The sequence below is a fragment of the Klebsiella sp. JN_Kp121 genome, assembly GCF_040062145.1.
In the GTDB taxonomy this organism is placed as follows: domain Bacteria; phylum Pseudomonadota; class Gammaproteobacteria; order Enterobacterales; family Enterobacteriaceae; genus Klebsiella; species Klebsiella aerogenes.
Map to the genome: position 1 here is coordinate 850021 of NZ_JBEAHX010000002.1, position 23016 is coordinate 873036.

The following is a 23016-nucleotide window of genomic DNA, read 5'->3' on the forward strand; positions in this document are numbered from 1 at the left end:
TCAGACCAGGAAAAACTCACCGAAACCCAGCCGCTTCAAGCCGCGACGGTAGGCAATTGAGCTACGGTCGGCTGGAATATGTGCTTCCAGGGTAAGATCCAGAGGTAGCGTCTCCGGGCGCTGGTTCTCGACCATCAGCCGGTCTTCTTCAAAAACGCGAAGGTTGAAGGCGTAGACCTCCTCCACCGGCACATGCAGGTCGAAATTGCGGGCGATTGGAGCAAACATCCGCGTGACCCGTGATGAGACGGGCGAGGCGGCATTCATAATAACCAGCCGGGCCTCGCCGGGAAAATGAATCGTCAGGGTGGCAGTAAAGGGCAAATGCATCTCAAAGCGACGCAGCCATTGAAATCCCTCCGGAGCGCGGTAGCCGGCGCTTGCCGGATAATTGCCGACCGTGCTCCAGTAGTCGACGACAAACCCGTTTTCCGTTTCCTCAGGCAGGTAGTCAGGAACCTGTTGATTCTCCGCATCGGCGAAGGTGTCGGTATGGATCCACGCAAAATGCGCCACATCAAGAAACCCTTCAACCTGACGGCCTGCAAAGCCATTGACCTCAAACGCCGGGCAGGTCAGTTGCTGAAATCCGTCGTCTGCCCAGTGCGGCATGGTCGGTAACCGCGGGGGATTGTCAGCATCATAATCGAGACACACCCACACCAGACCATAGTGTTCTTCCGCCGCGTAGCAGGTCAGATTTAATTTCGCCGGTATCGGCTGATTTGGGCTGGAGGGGATTCGGTTACAGCGGCCATCTTCCCCAAAGCGCAGGCCGTGATAAGGGCAAATAATGCCTTCTGCGTCATGAAAACCTAACGTCAATGGTACCCCGCGGTGGGGACAGACATCGCGGGCGACTACGACTCGTTCGTGCAGGCGATAGATAACCAGTTTTTCATCCAGCAGGGTGGCTTTCACCGGTTGCGGGCCGATATCAGCGCTGCGCGCCACCGGATGCCAGCATTTTGCCAGCCGCAGCCAGTCCTGGGGTTCAAAGGTGCAATGCGCGGGGGGCGTGAGCGGTTGTCTGTTCATCGTCTTGCTTCCTGATGGCTAAGTTGATTGTTTAATTGTTGTGAGTTTATTGTTGCCATAGTAGGGTGTTGACATCCATCAGCATTAATTCAGCTATCCGTTGCAAAATCAGTACAGGTAACCGATGAGTCCTTTCTCGCGCTTTGCGCATTATTTTATGGAAGTGGCCCGCAGCGGCAGCCTGCGCCGGGCGGCGGAAAAACTGCATATTTCGGCTTCGGCGATTAACCGCCAGATACTGCAGGCTGAAGCGTCCTTCGGCACGCCGCTGTTTGAACGGCTGCCGGAAGGTTTGCGGATGACCACCGCAGGAGAGCTGTTGTATGACAATCTGCTGCGCTGGCAAAAAGAGTTTCGCGTGACCCAACAGAAATTTGATGAACTGCAGGGGCTAAAACGCGGAACGGTGAATGTCGGTATGGTGCAGGCGCTGGCCGAAGGGAGTTTTGCCGCGGCGCTGGCAGAGATTATCAACCAGTGCGAGTGGCTGGAACTGATGTTGCAGGTCGCCGATAGCCAGAGCATCAGCGATAGAGTGCGTCAGTCCGATGTCGATTTTGGTCTGATCCTCGATCCTGAAGGTCAGGCGGGTCTCAACGTACTGGCGTTTATTGAAATGGAAGTCGGGGTGGTACTGCATCCGCACCATCCTTTTGCCGCCGCGCCCGCGATCTCGCTGGGGGAACTTAGCGATGAACGGCATATTATTCCCGGCGCGCCGTTAATAGTGCATGACCGGGTGGCAATGCTCTATCGCCATTATGATTTTTCGCCGCCCAACACCGTTAGCTGCAATGATATTCGTCTGATTAAATCGCTGGTGCTTAAAGGCGGCGGGGTGACGGTCCTGAGCCTGCTGGACGTGCAGGACGAGGTAAACAACGGTTCGCTGGTGTTTGTGCCGCTACGTAATAAGCTGCTACGGCCTTTGACTCTGGCGCTATGCACCGCGCCATCGCGCCAGCTATCTCGTCCGGCGCAAATGGCGATTCAAAAACTAACGCTGGTGATGGAGGAGATGCGTAGCGCTGCTCACTCTCAGCCTAATGGCCCGCCCTGAATGGTTTCGCACAAGCCGTTGATAATATGCTCGCCGGTTTCCGTTTTCAGTTCCTGATACCAGGCTTTGGTTAACGCCATATCCTTACCGTGGGTGATATCACAGCGTTTACGCGCTTTGAGCACCAGCTCACGCACCCTTTCACAACGCAATGCTTCGTACTGGCGCAGCGCGGTGACAATATCGCTATTGTCGCGCAGTACATTACCCAGCACGACCGCGTCCTCCATCGCCGCGCAGCCGCCCTGGCCGATATCCGGCGTGGTGCTGTGCCCGGCATCGCCCAGTAGCGCCACCTTGCCACGCACCAGCTTATCAAAAGGTTCAATATCGTGAATTTCTATCCGGTTGGTGGTCTGCGGGTCGAGTACGGCGATAAGCTTTTGCACCGGCGGCGCCCAGCCGGCGAAGTAGCGGGTTAAATCGTCGCGCAGGGTGAGGCGATCTTCCGCTAACCCGGCCGGCAACGGTACATCGAAGAAGAAGTAGAAGCGTCCGCCCGCCACCGGCATCAGCGACACGCGTTTCCCTTCGCCGACAAACGTCGTCCACTGATCGGCGGGGGCAATGGACTCATCAATGTCGACCAGACCATTCCAGTTGACGTAACCAGCATAGCGGCGTTCCGGCGTATAGCCGAGCACATATGGCCGCAGTGCCGAATGGCTGCCGTCGGCGGCGATGACCATATCGCCGTGCGCCTCGCTACCATCGGTAAACCAGACGGTGACGCCGTCGGTATGCTCTTCCACGCGGGTGACCCGCTTGCCGAACTGCACCTGCTCACGCCCCCAGAAATCAAGCATCTCACGCTGAAGTTCCGTTCGCGACACTGGCGAAGGGCGTCCCTGCGTACGTTCAACCAGCGGCGCGAGACTGAACCGTGTGAGCGTTTCCCCGTGTTGATACCCCTTATACGCCAGATAATGCATCGGGCCGCCATAAGCGTCGATGATCTCGCCCATCCCCAGGCGGTTCATACACTTAACGCCGTTGGGCCAGATAGAGATCGCGGCGCCAACCGGCTTAATCTCTTTTACCGCTTCGAACACTTCGCAGGCGATGCCTGCATTACGTAGCGCCACCGCGGCGCTCAACCCGCCGATTCCCGCGCCAATCACGATTGCTTTCATTGTCTTCCCCTTAGGTGTGTTGTTTAAGGGGTTCAGCAATTTGCATACCAGGTAGCAGAACCTGCGAAATCAGCGGAAAACGGACGGGTGATGGCGGGGAGGTGCACCAAAGGAGGGCAAAATTGCGATTATGTTGCCTTTTTATGAATCAAAGATTTCTTTTGATGAATTAAGGAATCAAAAGTTTCAGCGCCCCGCGCCAACGATCGTTACAGAATAGCCGCTCTTTAATTTAGCTATTTCACTGATAAATAAAAGATAAAGCGATTGTTACGTGGATAAAGATAGAGGGAATAAGCAATGTGGCCTGCTTTGTGCACTACATCGTGAACGCTTATCCACGACGAGACGGTGACCCCATGTCTGATGAAAAGAACAGCAACCTGCTTTATGGCCTGGAGCAGCGCATCCCGCCGCTGCCGGCTTTTTTTAGCGCCTTACAGCATGTGCTGGCAGGGCTGGTCGGCATTATTACGCCGCCGCTGATTATTGGCGCCGCGCTGGGGCTTGGCGAATGGCTGCCATATTTAATTAGTATGTCGCTAATGGCTTCCGGGATTGGCACCTTTCTGCAGGCTAACCGCGTCTGGGGGATCGGTGCAGGGATGATCTGTATGCAGGGCACCAGCTTCGCCTTTCTCGGCGTAGCGATTGCCGGCGGCATGTGGGTGAAAGCGCAGGGAGGCGGCCCGCAGGACATTATGGCCATGCTGTTTGGCGTCAACGTTGTTGCCGCGCTGGTACCGGTCGTCGTCAGCCGCTTTATCGAACCGCTGAAAAAACTTTTTACCCCGATTATTACCGGCAGCGTCATTGCGCTGATCGGCATTAGCCTGATAAAGGTCAGTATTATTAACTGGAGCGGCGGCGAGCACGCGAAGGATTTCGCCAGCCCGGGCAATATCGCATTGGGCGGCATAACGTTAGGGATTATCGTGGTGTTGAGCTGCGCGAAAAACCGCTGGCTACGTTTATCGTCAGTGGTCATCGGCATGGCGGTGGGCTGTATCGCTGCCGCATTGAGCGGAAAATTTCATCTGGCGCCGATCGGCGATAGCTGGTTTCGTCTGCCGGCGATATTTCCTTTTGGCTTTCAGTTTAATAGCGCCATATTTTTACCGGTCGCGCTGGTATCGCTGGTTTGCATTCTTGAAGCCGTCGGCGATTTAACCGCCAACTGCCTGATCTCAAAACAGGCCATCGATGACGGCGCGTTTCGTTCGCGCCTGAAAGGCGGGATCCTCGCGGATGGCATTAGCTGCCTGATCGCCGCGGCGATCTGCGCGTTTCCCAATACCACCTTCGCACAGAATAACGGCGTCATCCAGATGACCGGCGTCGCCAGCCGCTATGTCGGGCGTTATATTGGCGTATTGCTGATTCTGCTTGGGCTGTTTCCGCCATTCGGCGAGATCCTACGCCAGATCCCCACGCCGGTGTTAGGCGGCGCGACGATGGTCATGTTTGGCTGTGTCGTGGCGGCCGGGATCCGCATTATCACCCAGAACCCGCTAACCCGCCGCGATATGCTGATTGTTGGCCTGGCATTTGGTTTTGGCCTCGGCATTGAGGCGGTTCCCGCTTTCCTTGCCCATTTCCCGCCCATCATCGGTAACCTGTTTGGATCTGCGGCCACCAGCGGCGGGCTGGTGGCGATTGTACTGAATCTGATTATTCCGCAAGAGAAAGCCGCCATGACGGCAGCGGCAAGGAGCAATGATGATAACACTCAACCACTTTAATCAGTTGCCGCAGGCGGAAGCCATTCGCCAGCTTGAACCCTGCGTGGCGCTCCCCGCCTGGCGCGAAGCGCTGGCGCTGGAGCGGCCCTATGCCACACTGACGGCCTTAACGGATCGCGCGCAACAACTGATGCAGCACTGGGGAGAGGCAGATCTGGCGCGGGCGCTCTGCGCCCACCCGCGGATCGGGGAAAAGCCGACGGGCGGGGAAGCGCATGCCGCGCTGTCTCGCCAGGAGCAGGTGGAGGTTAATGCCGACGATGCCGATATCGCCCGGGCGCTGAAAGAAGGGAACGCCCGTTACGAAGCCCGCTTTGACCGCGTGTTTCTGATCCGCGCCAAAGGGCGCAGCGCCGCCGAGATCCTGCAGGCGCTGACCCAACGGCTGACGAATAATGACGCGCAGGAAATTGAAGCGGCACTGGAACAATTACGTGAAATCACCTTACTCAGACTGGCGGGAGTTATTAGCGAATGATCACCCTGAGCACCCATATTCTTGATATTTCTACCGGCAAGCCTGCACAAGGCGTGGTGGTTACCCTGTTATGCGAAGGGCGCAGCCTGGCGTCAGGCGTGACGGACAGCCATGGCCGCCTGGGCGAGCTGGCGACGGGACAACTGCGTCCAGGCAACTATCAGCTGGTGGCCGAACTGCAATCGTGGTTTGCGCGCGATGGTCGTCAGACCCTGTACCGGCAGGCGCAGATCGATTTTATGATCACCGCCGAGGACAACGACCATTTTCATCTGCCGTTTTTAATTGCCCCCGGCGGCTGGTCGACCTATCGCGGAAGTTAAGTTGAGTCCGCCGCCCGGTCAGAATGAAGCGCCGGGCAGCGGTTCAGCCTTCGTTACACCATACCTGTTGGCCATTGACCCAGGTCTCACTAATGTTTCGTTCATCGCCTAAGGTCATCAATACGAACAGCTGCTCATAGACATCATGACAGCGTGCGCCGCGCAGCTTTTGTAGCGGCGTCACCGCCGGGTCGATAACCACCAAATCGGCCTCTTTTCCCGACTGGAAATTACCAATTTTGTCATCCAGGCGTAACGCGTGCGCGCCGCCCAACGTCGCATGATAAAACGCTTCGCTGGCGCGCAGGCGATAGCTCTGTAGCTGCGCCACTTTATAGGCCTCGCCGAGGGTGCGCAGTAGGCTGAAGGTGGTCCCGGCGCCAACATCGCTGCCGATGCCGATCCGGACCTGATGTTGCCAGCTGGCGGGCAGGCGAAATAGCCCGCTACCTAAAAACAGGTTTGACGTCGGGCAAAAGGCGATTGCCGAACCGGTCTCATGCAGACACCGCCACTCTTTCTCCGCCAGATGTATCCCGTGGGCGAAGACGCTGCGCGCTCCGGTCAATTGATAGTGATGATAAACATCAAGATAGTGCTCATGCTCCGGCCATAACTGCTTTACCCACGCAACTTCATTAAGGTTTTCACTGAGATGGGTATGCAGCCAGGTATCGGGAAACTCCTCCCGCAGCCGCTGAACTGCTTGTAGTAGTTCCGGTGTGGAGGTGGGGGCGAAACGCGGCGTAATAGCGTAGCCCAGACGGCCTCGCTTGTGCCAGCGCTGGATCAGTTCGCGGGTCTGGCGATAGCTCTGTTCGGCGGTTTCGGTTAAATACTCCGGCGTATGGCGATCCATCATCACCTTACCGGCCAGCAGGCGCATGTTCAGGCGCAACGCCTCGGTAAACAGGGCCTCCACGGACGCCGGATGAAGCGTACAAAACACCAGCGCGGTGGTGGTACCATGGCTGAGCAACTGGTTGACAAAAAAACGGGCGATATCTGCCGCGTACCGTTCATCGGCAAACTGGCTTTCCACCGGGAAGGTATAAGTGGTCAGCCATTCCAGCAGCTGTTCGCCAAAGGCGCCGATCATTTCGGTTTGAGGATAATGAATATGGGCGTCGACAAACCCCGGCAGCAGCAGTTTACCCCGCAGATCGCGATAGCCTTTATGTGGATCGAGTAATGCTTCGGCTTCCTGCCATGGCAGTAGCGCCTGAATCTTCCCGGCGTAAATAAACAGCACGCCATCATCAATATATCGCGCGTAGCGGGCGATATCGTCAGCGCTGGCGGCGGGTTGGCTAATATCAAAAAACGCACCGCGTAACGCGGTGTGGTATTCCAGCATGTTGCCGCCTTATATAAGTAGGGTGATAGCTATTGCGCAAATATGTGCAAATTTAATGCCAGGAGGCCGCGGAAGGCTCCGCGGCCGGGCGGGATTATTCTTTCTGCGCCAGCGCGCCGGGGGTAAAGCGGGCGGAGGAAGCGGCCTGCCGCTCGTCGCGGGCAATCCAGCGATACAGGCTGCCGCTAAGTAGCACGCCGATGAACCAGCTAAAATTGGCCACCTCATGCAGAGCGGGAATAAAGCTGATAATCAGGCCGACCGCCACCGAGGGCAGCAGCGCGGCGATGGCCTTCGGGTTAAAGCCGTTGCGGTACCAGTATTTGCCTTTAGGGGTATCATCGAAAAGATCGTCGATCGATACCTGCCCGCGTTTAATCAAATAGAAATCAACCAGCAGAATGCCGAACAACGGCCCGATAAACGCTCCCAATACATCCAGGGTGTAGTGGATAAGTTCAGGGGAGTTAAACAGATTCCACGGGGTGAGCAGTATCGAGCCGACGGCGGCAATCATCCCGCCGGTGCGGAAGCTGATTTTTTGCGGCGCGCAGTTGGAAAAATCAAATGCCGGCGAGACGAAGTTGGCGACAATATTGATGCCGATAGTGGCGGTGATCATGGTCAGCAGGCCGATGGCCACCGCCAGATCGTTACCCACATGGCTCACCGTTTCAATCGGGTCGGTGATCATCCGGCCAAATAAAGATTGCGTCCCGGAGACGATTACTACGGTCACTACCGAGAACAGCAGGAAGTTAAACGGCAGCCCCCAGCGGTTGCCGCGGCGAATTTCGCCCATGCTTCTGGCATAACGGGAGAAATCGCCAAAATTAAGCAGCGGACCGGAGAAGTAGGAGACCACCAGCGCGGTGGCGGTGATCATCTGCCAGCTTTGCTCACCGGCGGTCAGCGTCTTACTGGCGAGGGTAAAGGAGATACCGTCGAGCCCTGTCTTGTATACAATCCAGCCCGCCAGCGCCAGCATCACCACATATACCGCCGGGCCGGCGATATCAATAAAGCGCTTAATCGCGCTCATGCCGTGCCAGAACACCATCGCCTGCAACAGCCACATGGTGGCGAAACAGATCCAGCCAAGCGATGAAAGACCCAGCAATGACGTTTGCGTCATTGCCGCCAGCGAGGGCCAGAACTTCAGCAGCACCAGCATTAAGGCGTTCGCAGCCAGATAAGTTTGGATCCCGTACCAGGCGAAAGCAATCAGCCCGCGTATCACCGCTGGAATATTGGCGCCGAAGACGCCGAACGCCTGACGGCAGATGACCGCATAGGGCACGCCGGCAATCTGGCTGGGTTTGGCCACCAGATTGGCGCAAAGCTGGACGATAACAATTCCGGCCAACAGGCAGATAAGTACCTGCCAGCTCGCCAGACCCAGCGTAAAGAAACTCGCCGCCACCACATAGCCGCCCATGCTATGCACGTCCGACATCCAGAAAGAAAAAATGTTGTACCAGTTCCAGTTTTGCTCGCGCGTCGGCGCCAGATCCTCGTTGCAAAGACGCGGGCTGTAGCCTGATGCCGGGTCTCCGGCGTTGAGCTGATGCGTGTTTTGTGTATTTGGCATGGATCCTGCTCCTCTGAAGACAAACGTTGTGCCGTTGATAGCGGAAGGCGTTGCAGGATTCAGGCCAGAATGGTTAATTTTGTATACAAAATATTTATTTTATGTATACGATTTGATATCAAAATGGAAAGTGGAGTTGACCAATGGGCAATGAAAATCCGCTGCAGGCCGCAGCCGGACTGCATGACAGGGATGAGTCTATCTACGAGGCCTTGCTGACCGCGATTGTCGAGCAACAACTGCTGCCTGGCAGCAAATTGCCGGAAGAGGCGCTGGCGGAGGTGTTCGGCGTCAGCCGCACAGGAGTACGCAAAGCGCTGCAACGACTCGCCGCTGTGCAAATGGTGACATTAACGCCCAAACGTGGTGCACAGGTCGCCAGTCCGACGGTTGACGAGGCACGGGAAATATTCCGCACCCGTGCGCTACTGGAAGTAGCGAATCTGCCGGATGTACTTCAACGCTGCCAGCCTCCGCATCTTGCGGCGCTGGAAGCCATTATTCAGCAGGAGCAACTGGCGCATGAGGCCTATGATGGCCCGGCCGCTATCCGCCATTCCGCTAATTTTCATATTCAGTTACAGGCCATTTCCGGCAACCAGGTGCTAACGGAGATGGTCACCCGGCTCAGTCAACGCTCATCGCTGGTGATTGCCGCCTGGGGCGCGCCGTGGCGGCAAGGGTGCCGCTGCGATGACCACGAGCGCCTTGTCGGCCTGTTACGCGAAAAAGCGCTGACCGCGCTGACCGAGGCGCTAAATCATCACTTTGAACACATCGTCGCCAGTTTATGTTTTTCCCGCACGGGGGAGTCAGTCCCCGATTTCGCCCGGCTGTTTGCCGGCTATAAGGAGCGGTAATGTCCACCATCTGTATACAAGTCATCAATCCCAATACCGATCCCGGTATGAGGCAAACTATCGCCGAGGCGGCCCGCGCCGCGGCGTCGCCAGGAACCGATATTGTCGCGGTCTGTCCACCAGACGGCGTGCCGTCGATTGAAGGGCATTTTGACGAAGCCATCGCCGCCGTCGGCGTGCTGGAGCAAATAAAAGCCGGGCGGCAGCAGGGCGTTTCCGGGCATGTTATCGCCTGTTTTGGCGATCCGGGGTTACTTGCCGCCCGTGAACTGGCCCAGGGGCCGGTTATTGGTATTGCTGAAGCGGCGATGCATATGGCGACGCTGGTCGCTACCCGCTTCTCGGTGGTCACTACCTTGCCGCGCACGCTGATTATCGCTCGCCATCTGCTACATCAGTATGGTTTCCATGAGCATTGCGCCGGTCTGCATGCGATCGATCTACCGGTGTTGGCGCTGGAAGATGGCAGCGGCGTGGCGCAGGAAAAAGTACGCGCCCGCTGTATTCAGGCGCTACAGCAGGATGGCTGCGGCGGCATGGCGACCCTGGCGCAGCAACTGACCCGGGAACTTCAGGTACCCGTTATTGATGGCGTCAGCGCGGCGGTGAAGATGGTCGAATCTCTGGTGTCGCTAGGCCTGACAACCAGCAAGCACGGCGATTTAGCTTATCCGGAACGTAAAACGCTTAGCGGTAAATTTGCCGTGTTTAATGATTAAATGAAGGGGTGGGAGATGATACCTGCAGCAGAATTATATCCGCGCGATTTGCGCGGCTACGCGGGAAAACCGCCGCACGCGCAGTGGCCAGACCAGGCGCGTATCGCGGTGCAGTTTGTGCTTAATTACGAAGAAGGCGCCGAGAATCACGTCCTGCACGGCGATGCGGGTTCCGAACAGTTTCTCTCCGATATCATTGGCGCTGCCAGCTATCCCGACCGCCATATGTCGATGGACTCATTGTATGAATATGGCAGCCGCGCGGGTTTCTGGCGTATCCATCATGCCTTTCAGGAGCGGGGGTTACCGCTGACGGTATTTGGCGTGGCGATGGCGCTGGCGCGTCATCCGGATATCGTCGCGGCGATCAAAGCGGCCAACTACGATGTGGTCAGCCACGGGTGGCGTTGGATCCACTATCAGCATATGGCGATTGAACAGGAACGTGACCATCTGCATAAAGCGGTGCAGGTGCTGACCGACCTGTTTGGCAAACCGCCCACCGGCTGGTATACCGGGCGCGATAGCCCTAACACCCGGCAACTGGTGGTGGAACATGGCGGGTTTGATTACGACAGCGACTATTATGGCGATGATTTGCCGTTCTGGACGGAAGTGCCTTGCGCCGACGGGCAGCGTAAACCGCATCTCATCGTGCCTTACACGCTCGATGCTAACGATATGCGCTTTGCCACCGCTCAGGGGTTTAATACCGCTGAACAGTTTTATACCTATCTGAAAGACAGCTTTGATGTGCTGTACGCGGAAGGTGAAACGTCGCCGAAAATGATGTCTATCGGCATGCACTGCCGGTTGCTGGGCCGCCCTGGACGCTTTCGCGCTCTGCAACGTTTTCTCGATTACGTGCAGCAGCATGAGCGCGTGTGGATTTGTACCCGCCAGCAGATTGCCGACCACTGGCGGCAGGTGCATCCGTACCAGCCATAGCGGCAGGCCCGTTGCGCCATTATTTTGTCGGGTGGCGGCTAACGCCTTACCCGACCTACGGTCCGTGCGGCCTGCCTTTAATTTATTCACCATGATGACTGACACTACTGGTGCTAGCGATCTCAAAATCCCCGGTGGCGCTGCCGCTTACCGGGGCTACAGCACAATGCGATTTGGTAGCCCTGCTAAGCGCAGCGCAAGCAGGGGACGACAAACAACGGCATCAATGTCCCATCAAACTAACCTGTGCGGCAACGATACGCCAGCCACAGGCAAACCGAACCCAGGTTTGTTGCTGACGGCCGATACGTTCGCTGCCTTCACGGGTGAACTCGGTACTGCATACCGCATAATCCTCTCCATAGGTTGTGATCACCGTATGGCGTAACTCCCGCGCAAGCCCTGCGGCGGGGCGCGCGGCGCGGAAGGCGCGGATCTCATCAATACCATAAAGATTCTCCCTGGCGCCGAGGCGAACCGTGCGCGTATCGTGCCAGAACAACGCATCCAGCACTGCGATATCGTTACTCACCAGCGCCTGTTCATAGCGATAAAAGGCCGCCGTAACTTCGGCGACCACTTGCGGAAGGTTGATTTCTTGCGATGCGATCATGCGGCTATCTCCACCGGGCGGGAATCGGTTATTCCCATCGCTTCCAGCGCATAGGCGGCGCGCAGACAGGCCTGTTCATTAAACGGCGCGGCAATTAACTGCACCCCGACAGGCAGCCCCGTCGCGGTACGTAGCGGGACGGTCACCACCGGCAGACCGATAAAGGAGATTGGTTGAGTAAGCATGCCCATGCTGGCGCGTATCGGTAAAGACTCGCCGTTGATCTCCATCGTCTGCTCGCCAATAAGCGTGGCGCTGCACGGTGTTGCCGGGGCGATGAGCACGTCGGCATGGGTGAATAGCGACGCGACTTGCTGCTGAGCGTGGCGACGAAAGCGCTGCGCCTGCAGGTACCAGGCGGAAGGAATCATCGCTCCCGCCAGCAGACGTTCGCGCGAGTGCGGTTCAAAGCGCTCCGGCTCACGCCGTAAGGCTGGCAGATACTGGCTTCCGCCTTCAGAAGCGCTAATGATAAAAGCAGAAGCGCGCGCCAGCTCCGCCTCGGGGAAGAGAAACTCTTCAGAGGCTTCGAGATAGCGGGCGACGCGAGCCACCGCCGCGCGGGCATCGTCATCGCACCAGCGGCTGAAATAGCCGCCTAAAACCGCGCAACGCAGCCCCTGGAGGCCATATCGCAGATGCGGCGTGGCGGGGGCGATGCCGCGTTCGGCCTGAAAACCGTCATTAACGTCTCGCCCCTGCAGAACATCGTAGACTGTGGCTAGATCCTCTACCGTTCGGGCAAACGGACCAATATGATCGAGGCTGGGAACAAAAGGGTGGCTGCCGGTACGCGACAGACGGCCGAAAGTTGGCTTGAGACCCAAAATCCCGCTCAGGGATGCCGGAACGCGGATTGAACCATTAGTGTCGCTACCGAGCGAGAAAGTAACCAGCCCGGCGGCGACCGCCGCCGCTGAGCCGCCGGAGGATCCGCCAGCAATGCGGTTAAGATCGTGCGGATTGCGCGTCGCGCCATAGTGGCTATTTTCCGTGGTAAAACCGTAAGCATAGGCGTCCATATTCAGCATCCCGCTGAGCAGGCCGCCTGCGCTATGGATCTGACTTACCGCCCAGCTATCGACGCGGGCAGGCGGGTTATTGCTGAACAGTTGCGCGCCGGCGAGGGTGGTTTCTCCCGCGACATCAAACAGATTTTTGACCGCGTAGGGAATGCCTGCCAGCGCAGGTAGCGGCTGATTCGTGCGCCGTAGGGCATCAATGGCGTCCGCTTCGTCGAGCATCCGTTTCCCGGTGACTGTCGTCCAGGCGTTGAGCCGCGGGTTACTTTGCGCAATATCATCAAGCGTCTGGCGAGCCAGCTCTCTGGCGCTAAATTCACCGCGACTCAGCGACTGCTGGATCCCGGCAATGGTCATCTGATGTAGCTTCATGCTTTATACACTCCGGCGATTTCCAGGCGCTGATCGAGCGGATAGGCCATCAGCGGTTCAGCCATATCGGCAATGCGGCGAAATTGCGCCAGCAGCTCAGCGCGGCGCGATTCATCCAGTTCCAGGTCGAGGATCTGTTCCATCTGAAGAAGCCAGTCGCTCCACTCTTTTTCCGTTTGTTTCATGCTTCTCCTCCTAATAGCCAGCGGCGGCGCCGTTACTGCGCGGGTCAGACGCGCCTTCAAACAGGCCGTCAGGATGGCGGACAATGGCGCCGGCATGTCCCATGGCCTCGCTGAAGTCGGCCAGTACCTCAACCTCATGCCCCAGTTCCCTGAGCCGGGCGAGGGTTTGCGGCGCAAAGCGGCCTTCTACTTTTAGTGAGTCCGAAGTCTGTCCCCAGGTGCGCCCAAGCAGCCAACGCGGACGAGAAATACTCTCCTGAAGCGGGACGTTCTGCAGGATATAGCGGGTGAACAGCGCCGCCTGCGTTTGCGGCTGCCCGTCGCCGCCCATCGAGCCATAAACTATCACCCGCCCATCGTTAAGACGCGCGGCGGCGGGATTAAGGGTATGGAAGGGTTGCTTGCCCGGCGCCAGGGCCAGCAAATGCGCCGGGTCGAGGCTGAACGACGCACCGCGGTTTTGCCAGACAATACCGCTGTCCGGAAGTACCACGCCGCTGCCAAACTCATGATAGAGACTCTGGATAAAGGAGACCGCCAGCCCGCTACTGTCCATCACGCCCATCCAGACAGTATCGCCGGGGCCTTTGCCAGCGCCCCATGGCGCGGCGCGCTGGTCGTCGATCTTCTCCGCCAGCGGTTGTAACGCCTGCGGGGACAGCAAACTTTGAATATCCACGTCCAGATGCAGCGGGTCGGTAATATGTTTATCGCGCAGGCTAAAGGCCTGTTTTGTCGCTTCCACGATACGGTGGATAGTCTGCACATCGTCGGCCTGTTCCATCGCCAGCCGGTCAGTGATGCCGAGGATGGCCAGCGACACCAGGCCCTGCGTCGGCGGTGCCAGGTTCCATAACTCTCCATGTTGATGCTGTAGCCGCAGTGGTTGCGGGCGGCGCGCGCAATGCTGGCGCAGATCGTCAAGCGTGATAGGCAGGCCGTAACGGGCCATGCCGGCCGCCAGTTGTTCCGCCAGCGAGCCGCGATAGAAACTATCGAGCCCTTCCGCAACCAGCCGTTTTAGCGTGGAGGCCAGCGCAGGCTGACAAAAGCGGCTGCCGCTTTCAGGAGGGCGGCCATTGACCAGAAAGGTCTCAGCGAAGCCCGGCTGGCGCTGAAGTTCATCTAACTTTCCAGCGGTGGCGCTGGCTTGTGACGCGGTCACCGGAATACCGTTATCAGCATAGCCAATCGCGTCCTGTAACAGGCGCGAAAGCGGTAGTGATTTACCGGTCAGGGATTGTGAAACTTTCAGCGCCTCATCCCAGCCGCTGACGGTGCCGGCGACGGTCAGGGCGGATTGCGGGCCGCGATGCGGAATGTGCGTTAGCCCGGCATAAGCTTCCGGCGTCGCCAGTGAACCAGCGGCGCCGCTGGCGTCAATGGCGATCGGATCGCCCTGCGGCGGCACGATCAGCCAGAACCCATCGCCGCCTAAACCATTCATATGCGGATAGACCACCGCGATGGTTGCGGCGGCGGCGACCATCGCTTCTATTGCGCTTCCGCCTTCGCGCAGCACGGACAGCGCGCTTTGGCTAGCCAGATGATGGGGGGCGACCGCCATCCCCTGGGTCGAGAAATGACTCTGCATAAATTATCCTCGTAACGAATCGTACAGCCACTGCTGCAAATACTGTCCGTGCAAAAGCTGTTCCACTTTGAAAAGAAAGTTTCAATGATGCGGCGGCCGTTTGTCTTTTCTCATTGTGGCATGCATTGTGAAGGGTGTTAGCGGTATAGTTCAGTGAAACAAAAGTTACAGAGGCGCTATGGAACAACTCGATGAACGGCTGAAGGCGCAATATGCGTCGTTGTCACCCCAGGAGCAGCGGGTGGCGGATTTCATTGTCGACCACTTTGATGACCTGATTAGCTACAACAGCGCCGAGCTGGCCCAACTGAGCGGGGTATCAAAAGCGACAGTAAGCCGTCTGTTTAAACGGCTGGGATATGAAAAGTATCGCGATATGCGCGATGAGCTGCGCACGTTACGCCAGAGCGGGATGCCGTTGACCGATCATCGCGAGGCGGTGCAGGGTAATACGCTGCTGGCGCGGCATTATAAACAGGAGATGGCAAACCTGACGCAGTGGGTAAACGCGCTGGATGCCCGGCAGTTTGCCGAAGCCATTAACGCGCTGGTCAAGGCCAGGCGCGTCGTCATTATTGGCATGCGAAACTCCTGGCCGCTGGCGCTGCATTTGCGCCAGCAGTTGCTTCAGGCGCGTGGGCAAGTGGTGGTGCTGCCGCAACCGGGGCAAAGCCTAAGTGAAGAGCTGGTCGATATAAGCGCGGAAGATATCGTGGTGGTGATGGCGTTTCGCCGTCGGCCGCGGATTATTCGTCCCCTGATGCAGCAACTGCAACAGCGGGGAGTTCCGCAACTGCTAATCTGCGAGCCTCAGGCGCATAGCCTGTTTCCGCTGGCGTGCTGGCGGTTATGCGCCCCGCTGGATAGCGTGTCGGCTTTCGACAGCTACGCGTCGGCCAATAGTCTTATCAACCTGCTGGCGAACGCCTTGCTACATGAAATTCTCGATAGCGGTCGCCCGCGCATTCATGACATCGCCACGTTATACCAGCAGTTGGATGAGCTTGAACAACGATAATGGGGAGCCAGTCTGGTGCTTTGCACCTTTTTGGTGCCAAAGTACGGTAAGGAGAAGGGCGACTCTTCTTACCGCCATGGTTAATATTCGCGTCATTTCTCGCTAAAAGCCGATTAGGCAGCGCAAATTTCTTTTGTCCGTATCTGGCACATTAGTTGCAAAAGTTTATTTAAAGAATCTTTTGTTTCATACTAACGTAACGGGTAATGATGATGAAAAAACTGCTGATTGCGCTGACCGGGGCCGCTTGTCTGTTGACACAAATCACCGCCGCACACGCGGACCAACTCCAGGATATTGAAAAACGCGGCGTGATCCGCGTCGCCGTTCCCCAGGATTTCCCGCCGTTTGGTTCTGTAGGCACCGATCTCCAGCCACAGGGGTATGACATTGATATGGCCCGCTATCTGGCAAAGCAGATGAAGCTAAAACTGCAGCTGGTTCCGGTGAGCAGCGCCAACCGGGTACCGTATCTGCAGACCGATAAAGTGGATCTGGTGATCTCAAGCCTGGGTAAGAACGCCGAGCGTGAAAAGGTCATTGATTTCAGCCAACCCTACGCGCCGTTTTTCCTTGGCGTTTTCGGCCCGCAGGGAGCTGCCCTGAAAGACGCAGCCGAACTGAGCGGTAAGAGCATCGGCGTGACCCGCGGCGCGGTGGAAGATATGGTGCTGACCAGCATTGCGCCGAAAGCGGCGCAGATTAAGCGTTACGAAGATAACAACACCACGCTGTCGGCCTGGCTTTCTGGTCAGGTGCAATATGTGGCGACGGGTAATCTGGTCGTCGCGGCTATCTCGCGGCAAAACCCGGCGAAAGCCCCGGTCGCCAACTTTATGCTTAAGGATTCACCTTGCGTGATTGGCCTGAAAAAAAATGAACCGGCGCTGAAGGAAAAGGTGAACGCCTTAATCGCGCAGGGCATTAAGGACGGCACCCTCAATACGTTATCACAGCAGTGGCTGAAAGCGCCGTTGCCCAGCGACTTTGCCGCTTAAGGTACAGCGATGACGGAGCAATTACATTTTTCCGCGCTCTGGCCTTATTGGCCGGAGCTCGTGGCGGGACTCTGGGTCACTATCCAACTCACTGTACTCGCCACACTCGGCGGCCTGGCTATCGGGATCATCGGTGCCGCTCTGCGTAGCGGGCGGGCAAGCTGGCTGAGTCGGCTATGGGGGGCTTACGTTGAGGTTATCCGCAATACGCCGTTCGTGGTTCAACTGTTCTTTATTGTCTTCGGCCTGCCGAATCTGGGGTTGAAGATGACGGCGGGCGAAGCGGCGCTACTGGCGATGATCGTCAACCTGGGCGCCTACAGTACGGAGATCGTCCGCGCGGGGATCCAGGTGACGCCAAAAGGGCAGTGGGAGGCCGGCCGGGTACTGGGGCTCAGCCGGAGTCAGACCTTTATTCAGGTAGTTTTACCGCCGGCGTTGCAGCGTATTCACCCGGCGCTGGTGAGCCAGTGCATTATCGTAATGCTCGGATCGTCGGTGGTATCGCAGGTCTCTTATGAAGAGCTGACCTTTGCCGCCAACTTAATTCAGTCGCGAACGTTTTTGAGCTTCGAGGTGTATCTGGTGACGACCGGTCTCTATTTAGCGTTATCGATAGCGATGCGCCAGCTGCTAATGGCGGCTGGACGTAGATGGCTGAGGGTACAGGCATGATGACAACCTTTACCGACTGGGACATCGTACGCAACCTGCTGCTGGCCGGACGCTGGACCGTGCTGCTATCGCTGACGGCCTTTATTGGCGGCGCGCTGGTGACATTACCGCTGTTGCTGCTGCGCCTGCGGGGTAAATTGTGGGTGCAGCGCCTCATTCGCGGCTATATCGAGCTATTTCAGGGGACGCCATTGCTGATGCAGCTGTTTCTCGCCTTTTTCGGCGTGGCGTTATTCGGGATCGATGTGTCGCCATGGACCGCCGCCGCGCTGGCGCTGACCCTCTATACCAGCGCCTTTTTGCTGGATATCTGGTACGGCAGTATTCGGGCCTTGCCGAAAGGACAGTGGGAGGCATCGCGTTGCCTGGGATTAAATTTCACCCAGACGTTATGTCGCGTGGTGGCGCCGCAGGCGGTGCGTATTGCCATCGCTCCCACCGTGGGTTTCGCCGTACAGGTAATAAAGGGCACCGCGCTGGCGTCGATTATCGGTTTCGTCGAGCTCACCAAGGCTGGCACCATGCTCACCAACGTGACGTATCAGCCGTTTAAGGTTTTCGCGCTGGTCGCGCTGGGCTACTTCATCATGTGTTATCCGCTGTCCCGTTACAGCCGCTATCTGGAGAATAAATTCAATGCCGCTCATCACCATTAATCAGGTGCAGAAATTCTACGGCGATAATCACGTGCTGAAGGGGGTCGATCTCGATATCAATATGGGCGAAGTGATTTCCATCATCGGCCGAAGCGGCTCGGGGAAAAGCACCTTATTGCGCTGCATTAACGGGCTGGAGGGGTACCAGGAAGGCAGTATTAAGCTCGGTGGCATGACCATTACCGACAGCGATTCGCAGGCGCGGGAGATTAGCCGCTCCGTTGGCATGGTATTCCAGAACTTCAATTTATTCCCGCATATGACGGCGCTGGAAAACGTGATGCTGGCGCCGCGGCGGGTATTGAAAAAAAAGCCCGCCGAGTGCCGCGAACTGGCGCAGCAAATGCTGGTTAAAGTCGGGCTTGGCGATCGGTTGGATTTCTATCCCTCCAGCCTTTCCGGCGGTCAACAGCAGCGGGTCGCTATCGCCCGCGCGCTGGCGATGTCGCCAAAAGTTTTACTCTGTGACGAAATCACCTCCGCGCTGGATCCGGAACTGGTGGGCGAGGTGCTCAAAGTGCTGGAACAGCTGGCCGCGGAAGGAATGACGCTGATTCTGGTTACCCATGAAATGAATTTTGCCCGTGAAGTCGGCGACCGGGTGGTGTTTATGCACCAGGGACGAGTCTGGGAGCAGGGCGACAGCAAAACGCTGTTTAGCCAGCCGCAAACCAATGAACTCAAACAATTTATCTCCTCCGTGCGCGGACTGAATTAATAAAGGAATCTACGATGGATATCGCTCAATTTTCACCAATCAATCCTCCGCATCGTCTGCTGATGGGGCCGGGGCCGATCAACGCCGACCCGCGCGTCCTGCGCGCGATGTCCAGCCAGCTTATCGGCCAATACGATCCGGCTATGACGCACTATATGAACGAAGTCATGGCGTTATACCGCGGGGTATTCCGCACCAGCAACCGCTGGACCATGCTGGTGGATGGCACCTCACGGGCGGGGATTGAAGCCATTCTGATCTCCGCGATCCGCCCCGGCGACAAAGTGCTGGTGCCGGTATTTGGCCGCTTTGGCCATCTGTTATGTGAAATTGCCCGCCGCTGCCGGGCGGAAGTGCATACCATTGAGGTGCCGTGGGGGGAAGTGTTCTCTCCCGAGCAGATTGAAGATGCGATCAAACGGGTGCGTCCACGTATGCTGCTGACGGTGCAGGGAGACACCTCAACCACCATGTTGCAACCGCTGGCGGAGCTGGGCGAGATCTGCCGCCGTTATGATGTGCTGTTTTATACCGACGCCACCGCCTCATTGGGCGGCAATGCGCTGGAGACCGATGCCTGGGGGCTGGATGCGGTATCGGCGGGGATGCAAAAGTGCCTCGGCGGCCCCTCCGGCACCTCGCCCATTACCCTGAGCCCGCGGATGGAGGAGACTATCCGTCGACGTAAATGCGTCGAGCAGGGGATCCGTACCGCCGAGCACCTTGATGGCGTCGATGAGATGGTTTACTCCAACTATTTCGATCTCGGGATGGTGATGGATTATTGGGGGCCAGAACGCCTTAACCATCATACGGAAGCGACATCCGCGCTGTTCGCCGCCCGCGAATGCGCGCGTCTGATTCTTGAAGAAGGGCTCGATAACGGCATTGCCCGCCACAAACTGCACGGCGACGCGCTGGTGAAAGGTATTCAGGCGATGGGTCTGGAAATCTTTGGCGACCTGCAACACAAAATGAATAACGTACTGGGCGTGATCATCCCGCAGGGCATTAATGGCGACCAGGTACGCCAACTGATGCTGGAAGATTTTGCCATTGAGATTGGCACCTCATTCGGCCCGCTGCACGGCAAAGTGTGGCGTATAGGCACAATGGGTTACAACGCGCGCAAAGATTGCGTCATGACCACCCTCAGCGCGCTGGAGTCGGTACTCAATTACCTGAAATTCCCCACCACGCAAGGGGCAGCCATGCAGGCGGCGTGGGATCATTATCGCAGCGAGAAACCGCTATGAACCTGGCCGCAGCGCGAGTGATGGCGCGGGCAGAGAGATTAGCGGCGATAAGCGAAACGCCGGAAGGCCTGACGCGGGTTTACCTTTCGCCACAGCATCTCGAAGCTAATCAGCAGGTTGCCCACTGGATGCGCCAGGCAGGCATGATTGTCTGGCAGGACAGCGTCGGTAATATTTGTGGGCGCTATGAAGGTAGAGAAGAAGGGGCGCCGGCGATTTTGCTCGGATCGCATCTCGATACGGTACGCAACGCCGGGCGATATGATGGCATGTTGGGGGTGTTAGCCGCCATCGAAGTGGTGCAGAGCTTACATAATCAGGCGCGCCGACTGGCGCAGGCCATCGAAATCGTCGGCTTCTGCGATGAAGAAGGAACGCGCTTTGGTATCACGCTATTGGGCAGCAAGGGTCTGACGGGAAGCTGGCCGCAAACCTGGCTGGCCCAACGCGATGCCGAAGGCATTAGCCTGGCGCAGGCGATGGTCAACGCCGGATTGGATCCATCACGCGTCCATTCAGCCTCGCGCCCGGCGGAAGATTTTACCGCCTATCTCGAACTGCATATCGAGCAGGGGCCGAGGCTGGAACAGGCCGGTTCGGCACTCGGCGTGGTCGAGGCGATCAACGGCGCGCGGCGCCTCAATTGCTGTTTTACCGGCGAGGCGGGTCATGCCGGCACGGTGCCGATGGACCAGCGCCGGGACGCGCTTGCCGCCGCCGCGGAGTGGATGCTGTATATTGAGAGCACGACGCGCCAGCAGGGAGGCAACCTGGTCGCCACCGTCGGGACATTGCGCTGCTCGCCGGCAGCGGTCAATGTGATCCCCGGCGAAGTCGCGTTGACTCTGGATATCCGCGGTCCGCAGGATCAGCCGCTGGATGCATTACTGGGTTCATTGCTGGCGGCAGCCGCAGAGATTGCCGGGCGTCGCGGCCTGCAGTTTGCCGCTGAGGAGTTCTACCGCATTGCGGCAACCGCCTGCGATCCGCGATTACAGTCGGTGATTGCCGAAGCGCTATGCGAGGTACAGGGCACGGCGTTGACGCTGCCAAGCGGCGCCGGACATGATGCGATTGCTATCGCGGAGCGCTGGCCGGTGGGGATGCTGTTTGTGCGCTGCAAAGGGGGAATTAGTCACCATCCGGCGGAATCGGTCAGCGAAGCCGATGTCGAACTGGCGATTGATGCCTTCAGCCGGGCGGTGATAAAACTTGCCGGGTAAATCACTAACGGGCGCATCCTCTTTTCGGGGATGCGCCGCAAACTTATTCCGCTCCCGCAGGAAAAGCTATTCTCCGCAGTCGGCTGGCGCTAACGGCCACCGACAACGCCGAGGTCGCGGCGGCGATCCACAGCGCAATATGAACGGCACTTTCGTCTTTTGCCAACAGTACGCCCATCACGGCGGCTCCCAGACACTGCCCGAACGTGCGCATGATGGATAAAACGCCCGAGGCATAGCTCGCCTGTTCGCGACTCACGTTTGACAGCATTTCCCGGTTATTCGGGCTCTGGAAGCAGCCAAAGCCAATACCGCATACCAGGCTCCGCAGGCAGATATCCCACGCGGCGGGCGTAGCGGGCAGCATCGCCAGAAGGATTAAACCCGCGACAAAAATCATCAGTCCCAGCGTCGAGATGAGCGGAGCGGAGATTGAGTCCGCCCAGCGGCCGGCGTGCGGTGCGATCAGCACTATCCCTAATGGCCACGGAGTAAACAGCAGCGCCGAGAGCACCGGACTATAGCCATACTCGTTCTGGAACAGGAATGGCAGGGCAATAAAAGTGATCCCCTGGCTTACGAAGGCGATCAGCGACGTAAAGGCCGAAAGGGTAAAGCGTTCATTTTTAAACATCGCAGGCGGCAGCAGCGGGTTGTCCGTCTGCCGGATGCGCCAGATAAAGGCGGTGCCGCTTATCGCTGCGAGCAACGTCCAGTACAGACTATCGATATGCTGCGAAGCGCTCTGCATGCTATTCGTCGCCATGATCGTTGAACCCAATAGCAGCGCCGACAATATCGCTCCGGGAGTATCGAAAGCGGCTTGCCTGTCAACTGTCGGCCGCGGGAGCGCTCTGACCGCCAGCAGTAAGGCGACGGTACCGGGGAGCACGTTTATTGCAAACAGCCATTGCCAGCTCAAAGTATGCAGGATCGTGCCGCCCAGTACCGGCCCGATGGCGGAGCTTGAAGCGATAAGCAGGGCGTGTATCCCGAGAATACGCCCCAGCAGTCGCGCCGGAAAAACGGAGCGCAATATGGCGGGTGCGATACTGAGCGTTGCCGCACCACCGATCCCCTGCAGCACCCGCATGCCGATGAGCAGCTCAGGCGTCGTCGCCAGCGCGCAACCTGCTGATGCCACAATAAATGTCGTCAGTCCGGCGAGAAACACCGGGCGGTAGCCGAAGCGCGCCGCCAGCGCGGCGAATATCGCCAGCGTCATCGCCGCCGCCAGCAGATACCCGTTGGCGAACCAGACGGCGGTACTGGCTGACGCCTGCAGTTCCTGCGCCATCGACGGCAGAGCAATGTTTACCATAGTGCCATCAAAGACGCCCATTAAGGTGGTGGTCATTACCGCGGCCATAACCCGCGCTCGCGCCGGGCCTGGCAGGCCGTCATCGCCAGGTTGGCTGGAAAATAGTGTCATCGTGT

At 57.9% G+C, this 23016-nt stretch carries 22 protein-coding genes and 1 pseudogene; 14 read left to right on the forward strand and 9 right to left on the reverse strand.

Annotated elements, in window-relative coordinates:
• A complete protein-coding gene (gene hpxD / locus ABLU86_RS06685; RefSeq protein WP_032714508.1) occupies positions 1-1038 on the reverse strand; it encodes a molybdenum cofactor-independent xanthine hydroxylase subunit HpxD in 1038 nt (345 codons plus the stop codon).
• 124 nt (positions 1039-1162) lie between these two features.
• Between hpxD and hpxR the strand changes: the two genes are divergently transcribed.
• Positions 1163-2098: a LysR family hpxDE operon transcriptional regulator HpxR gene (hpxR, locus tag ABLU86_RS06690; protein WP_348796012.1), complete on the forward strand. Its 936-nt coding sequence runs from the start codon at positions 1163-1165 to the stop codon at positions 2096-2098.
• Here hpxR and hpxO read toward each other — a convergent pair.
• Positions 2077-3231: an FAD-dependent urate hydroxylase HpxO gene (gene hpxO / locus ABLU86_RS06695; protein ID WP_348796013.1), complete on the reverse strand. Its 1155-nt coding sequence runs from the start codon at positions 3229-3231 to the stop codon at positions 2077-2079. The genes hpxR and hpxO overlap by 22 nt on opposite strands.
• Positions 3232-3590: 359 nt before the next feature.
• On the opposite strand from hpxO, the gene ABLU86_RS06700 reads away from it, so the two are divergent.
• From ABLU86_RS06700 to uraH, 3 genes are read left to right on the forward strand one after another with little or no spacing between them, the layout of a single operon-like run.
• A complete protein-coding gene (locus ABLU86_RS06700; RefSeq protein WP_020078777.1) occupies positions 3591-4973 on the forward strand; it encodes a nucleobase:cation symporter-2 family protein in 1383 nt (460 codons plus the stop codon).
• A complete protein-coding gene (uraD, locus tag ABLU86_RS06705) occupies positions 4951-5451 on the forward strand; it encodes a 2-oxo-4-hydroxy-4-carboxy-5-ureidoimidazoline decarboxylase (protein WP_348796014.1) in 501 nt (166 codons plus the stop codon). Before ABLU86_RS06700 ends, uraD begins: the two co-directional genes overlap by 23 nt.
• Positions 5448-5774 carry a hydroxyisourate hydrolase gene (uraH, locus tag ABLU86_RS06710; RefSeq protein WP_020078779.1) on the forward strand — a complete coding sequence of 109 codons (327 nt, stop codon included), beginning with the start codon at positions 5448-5450 and terminating at the stop codon, positions 5772-5774. Before uraD ends, uraH begins: the two co-directional genes overlap by 4 nt.
• A 43-nt stretch (positions 5775-5817) precedes the next feature.
• On the opposite strand, the gene guaD is transcribed toward uraH, so the two are convergent.
• Positions 5818-7131 carry a guanine deaminase gene (gene guaD, locus ABLU86_RS06715; RefSeq protein ID WP_163365859.1) on the reverse strand — a complete coding sequence of 438 codons (1314 nt, stop codon included), beginning with the start codon at positions 7129-7131 and terminating at the stop codon, positions 5818-5820.
• A 94-nt stretch (positions 7132-7225) separates the two neighbouring features.
• The gene (locus tag ABLU86_RS06720) at positions 7226-8722 is read right to left on the reverse strand and encodes an NCS1 family nucleobase:cation symporter-1 (RefSeq protein WP_015366599.1); all 1497 of its coding nucleotides are present in this window, start codon (positions 8720-8722) and stop codon (positions 7226-7228) included.
• Between the two features lie 143 nt (positions 8723-8865).
• Between ABLU86_RS06720 and ABLU86_RS06725 the strand changes: the two genes are divergently transcribed.
• The 3 genes and pseudogenes from ABLU86_RS06725 to puuE all read left to right on the forward strand — a co-directional run bounded on the left by ABLU86_RS06725 (position 8866) and on the right by puuE (position 11249).
• A complete protein-coding gene (locus ABLU86_RS06725) occupies positions 8866-9582 on the forward strand; it encodes a GntR family transcriptional regulator (protein WP_015366600.1) in 717 nt (238 codons plus the stop codon).
• Positions 9582-10426, forward strand: a pseudogene (gene hpxA, locus ABLU86_RS06730) (allantoin racemase). The gene ABLU86_RS06725 and the pseudogene hpxA overlap by 1 nt, the downstream one beginning before the upstream one ends.
• A complete protein-coding gene (puuE, locus tag ABLU86_RS06735; RefSeq protein ID WP_032711639.1) occupies positions 10317-11249 on the forward strand; it encodes an allantoinase PuuE in 933 nt (310 codons plus the stop codon). Before hpxA ends, puuE begins: the two are co-directional and overlap by 110 nt.
• Before the next feature lie 223 nt (positions 11250-11472).
• On the opposite strand, the gene hpxZ is transcribed toward puuE, so the two are convergent.
• From hpxZ to hpxW, 4 genes are read right to left on the reverse strand one after another with little or no spacing between them, the layout of a single operon-like run.
• On the reverse strand, positions 11473-11862 hold the full coding sequence (gene hpxZ / locus ABLU86_RS06740; protein WP_348796015.1) for an oxalurate catabolism protein HpxZ: 390 nt from the start codon (positions 11860-11862) through the stop codon (positions 11473-11475).
• Positions 11859-13256 carry an AtzE family amidohydrolase gene (locus ABLU86_RS06745; RefSeq protein WP_348796016.1) on the reverse strand — a complete coding sequence of 466 codons (1398 nt, stop codon included), beginning with the start codon at positions 13254-13256 and terminating at the stop codon, positions 11859-11861. The genes hpxZ and ABLU86_RS06745 overlap by 4 nt, the downstream gene beginning before the upstream one ends.
• Positions 13253-13441 (reverse strand): oxalurate catabolism protein HpxX, encoded by a 189-nt coding sequence (gene hpxX, locus ABLU86_RS06750; RefSeq protein WP_047056826.1) that lies wholly within the window; start codon positions 13439-13441, stop codon positions 13253-13255. Before hpxX ends, ABLU86_RS06745 begins: the two co-directional genes overlap by 4 nt.
• 10 nt (positions 13442-13451) lie before the next feature.
• Positions 13452-15035, reverse strand: a complete 1584-nt coding sequence (gene hpxW / locus ABLU86_RS06755; RefSeq protein ID WP_072382867.1) for an oxamate amidohydrolase — start codon at positions 15033-15035, stop codon at positions 13452-13454.
• Between the two features lie 178 nt (positions 15036-15213).
• Here hpxW and hpxU point away from each other — a divergent pair, with 178 nt between their 5' ends.
• The 7 genes from hpxU to hpxK all read left to right on the forward strand — a co-directional run bounded on the left by hpxU (position 15214) and on the right by hpxK (position 21579).
• Positions 15214-16053 (forward strand): MurR/RpiR family transcriptional regulator HpxU, encoded by an 840-nt coding sequence (hpxU, locus tag ABLU86_RS06760; protein ID WP_015366608.1) that lies wholly within the window; start codon positions 15214-15216, stop codon positions 16051-16053.
• 212 nt (positions 16054-16265) lie between these two features.
• The gene (locus ABLU86_RS06765; RefSeq protein WP_026612306.1) at positions 16266-17051 is read left to right on the forward strand and encodes a transporter substrate-binding domain-containing protein; all 786 of its coding nucleotides are present in this window, start codon (positions 16266-16268) and stop codon (positions 17049-17051) included.
• Between the two features lie 9 nt (positions 17052-17060).
• Positions 17061-17726, forward strand: coding sequence for an amino acid ABC transporter permease (locus tag ABLU86_RS06770; protein ID WP_072382865.1), 666 nt, complete (start codon positions 17061-17063; stop codon positions 17724-17726).
• On the forward strand, positions 17726-18382 hold the full coding sequence (locus tag ABLU86_RS06775) for an amino acid ABC transporter permease (protein ID WP_045414207.1): 657 nt from the start codon (positions 17726-17728) through the stop codon (positions 18380-18382). Before ABLU86_RS06770 ends, ABLU86_RS06775 begins: the two co-directional genes overlap by 1 nt.
• Positions 18363-19100 (forward strand): amino acid ABC transporter ATP-binding protein, encoded by a 738-nt coding sequence (locus ABLU86_RS06780; RefSeq protein WP_015705410.1) that lies wholly within the window; start codon positions 18363-18365, stop codon positions 19098-19100. The genes ABLU86_RS06775 and ABLU86_RS06780 overlap by 20 nt, the downstream gene beginning before the upstream one ends.
• 14 nt (positions 19101-19114) lie before the next feature.
• On the forward strand, positions 19115-20356 hold the full coding sequence (locus ABLU86_RS06785) for an alanine--glyoxylate aminotransferase family protein (protein WP_042897452.1): 1242 nt from the start codon (positions 19115-19117) through the stop codon (positions 20354-20356).
• Positions 20353-21579 carry an allantoate amidohydrolase gene (hpxK, locus tag ABLU86_RS06790; RefSeq protein ID WP_015366614.1) on the forward strand — a complete coding sequence of 409 codons (1227 nt, stop codon included), beginning with the start codon at positions 20353-20355 and terminating at the stop codon, positions 21577-21579. The genes ABLU86_RS06785 and hpxK overlap by 4 nt, the downstream gene beginning before the upstream one ends.
• A gap of 43 nt (positions 21580-21622) precedes the next feature.
• On the opposite strand, the gene ABLU86_RS06795 is transcribed toward hpxK, so the two are convergent.
• Positions 21623-23011, reverse strand: a complete 1389-nt coding sequence (locus ABLU86_RS06795; protein ID WP_348796017.1) for an MFS transporter — start codon at positions 23009-23011, stop codon at positions 21623-21625.
• Positions 23012-23016: the final 5 nt, after the last annotated feature.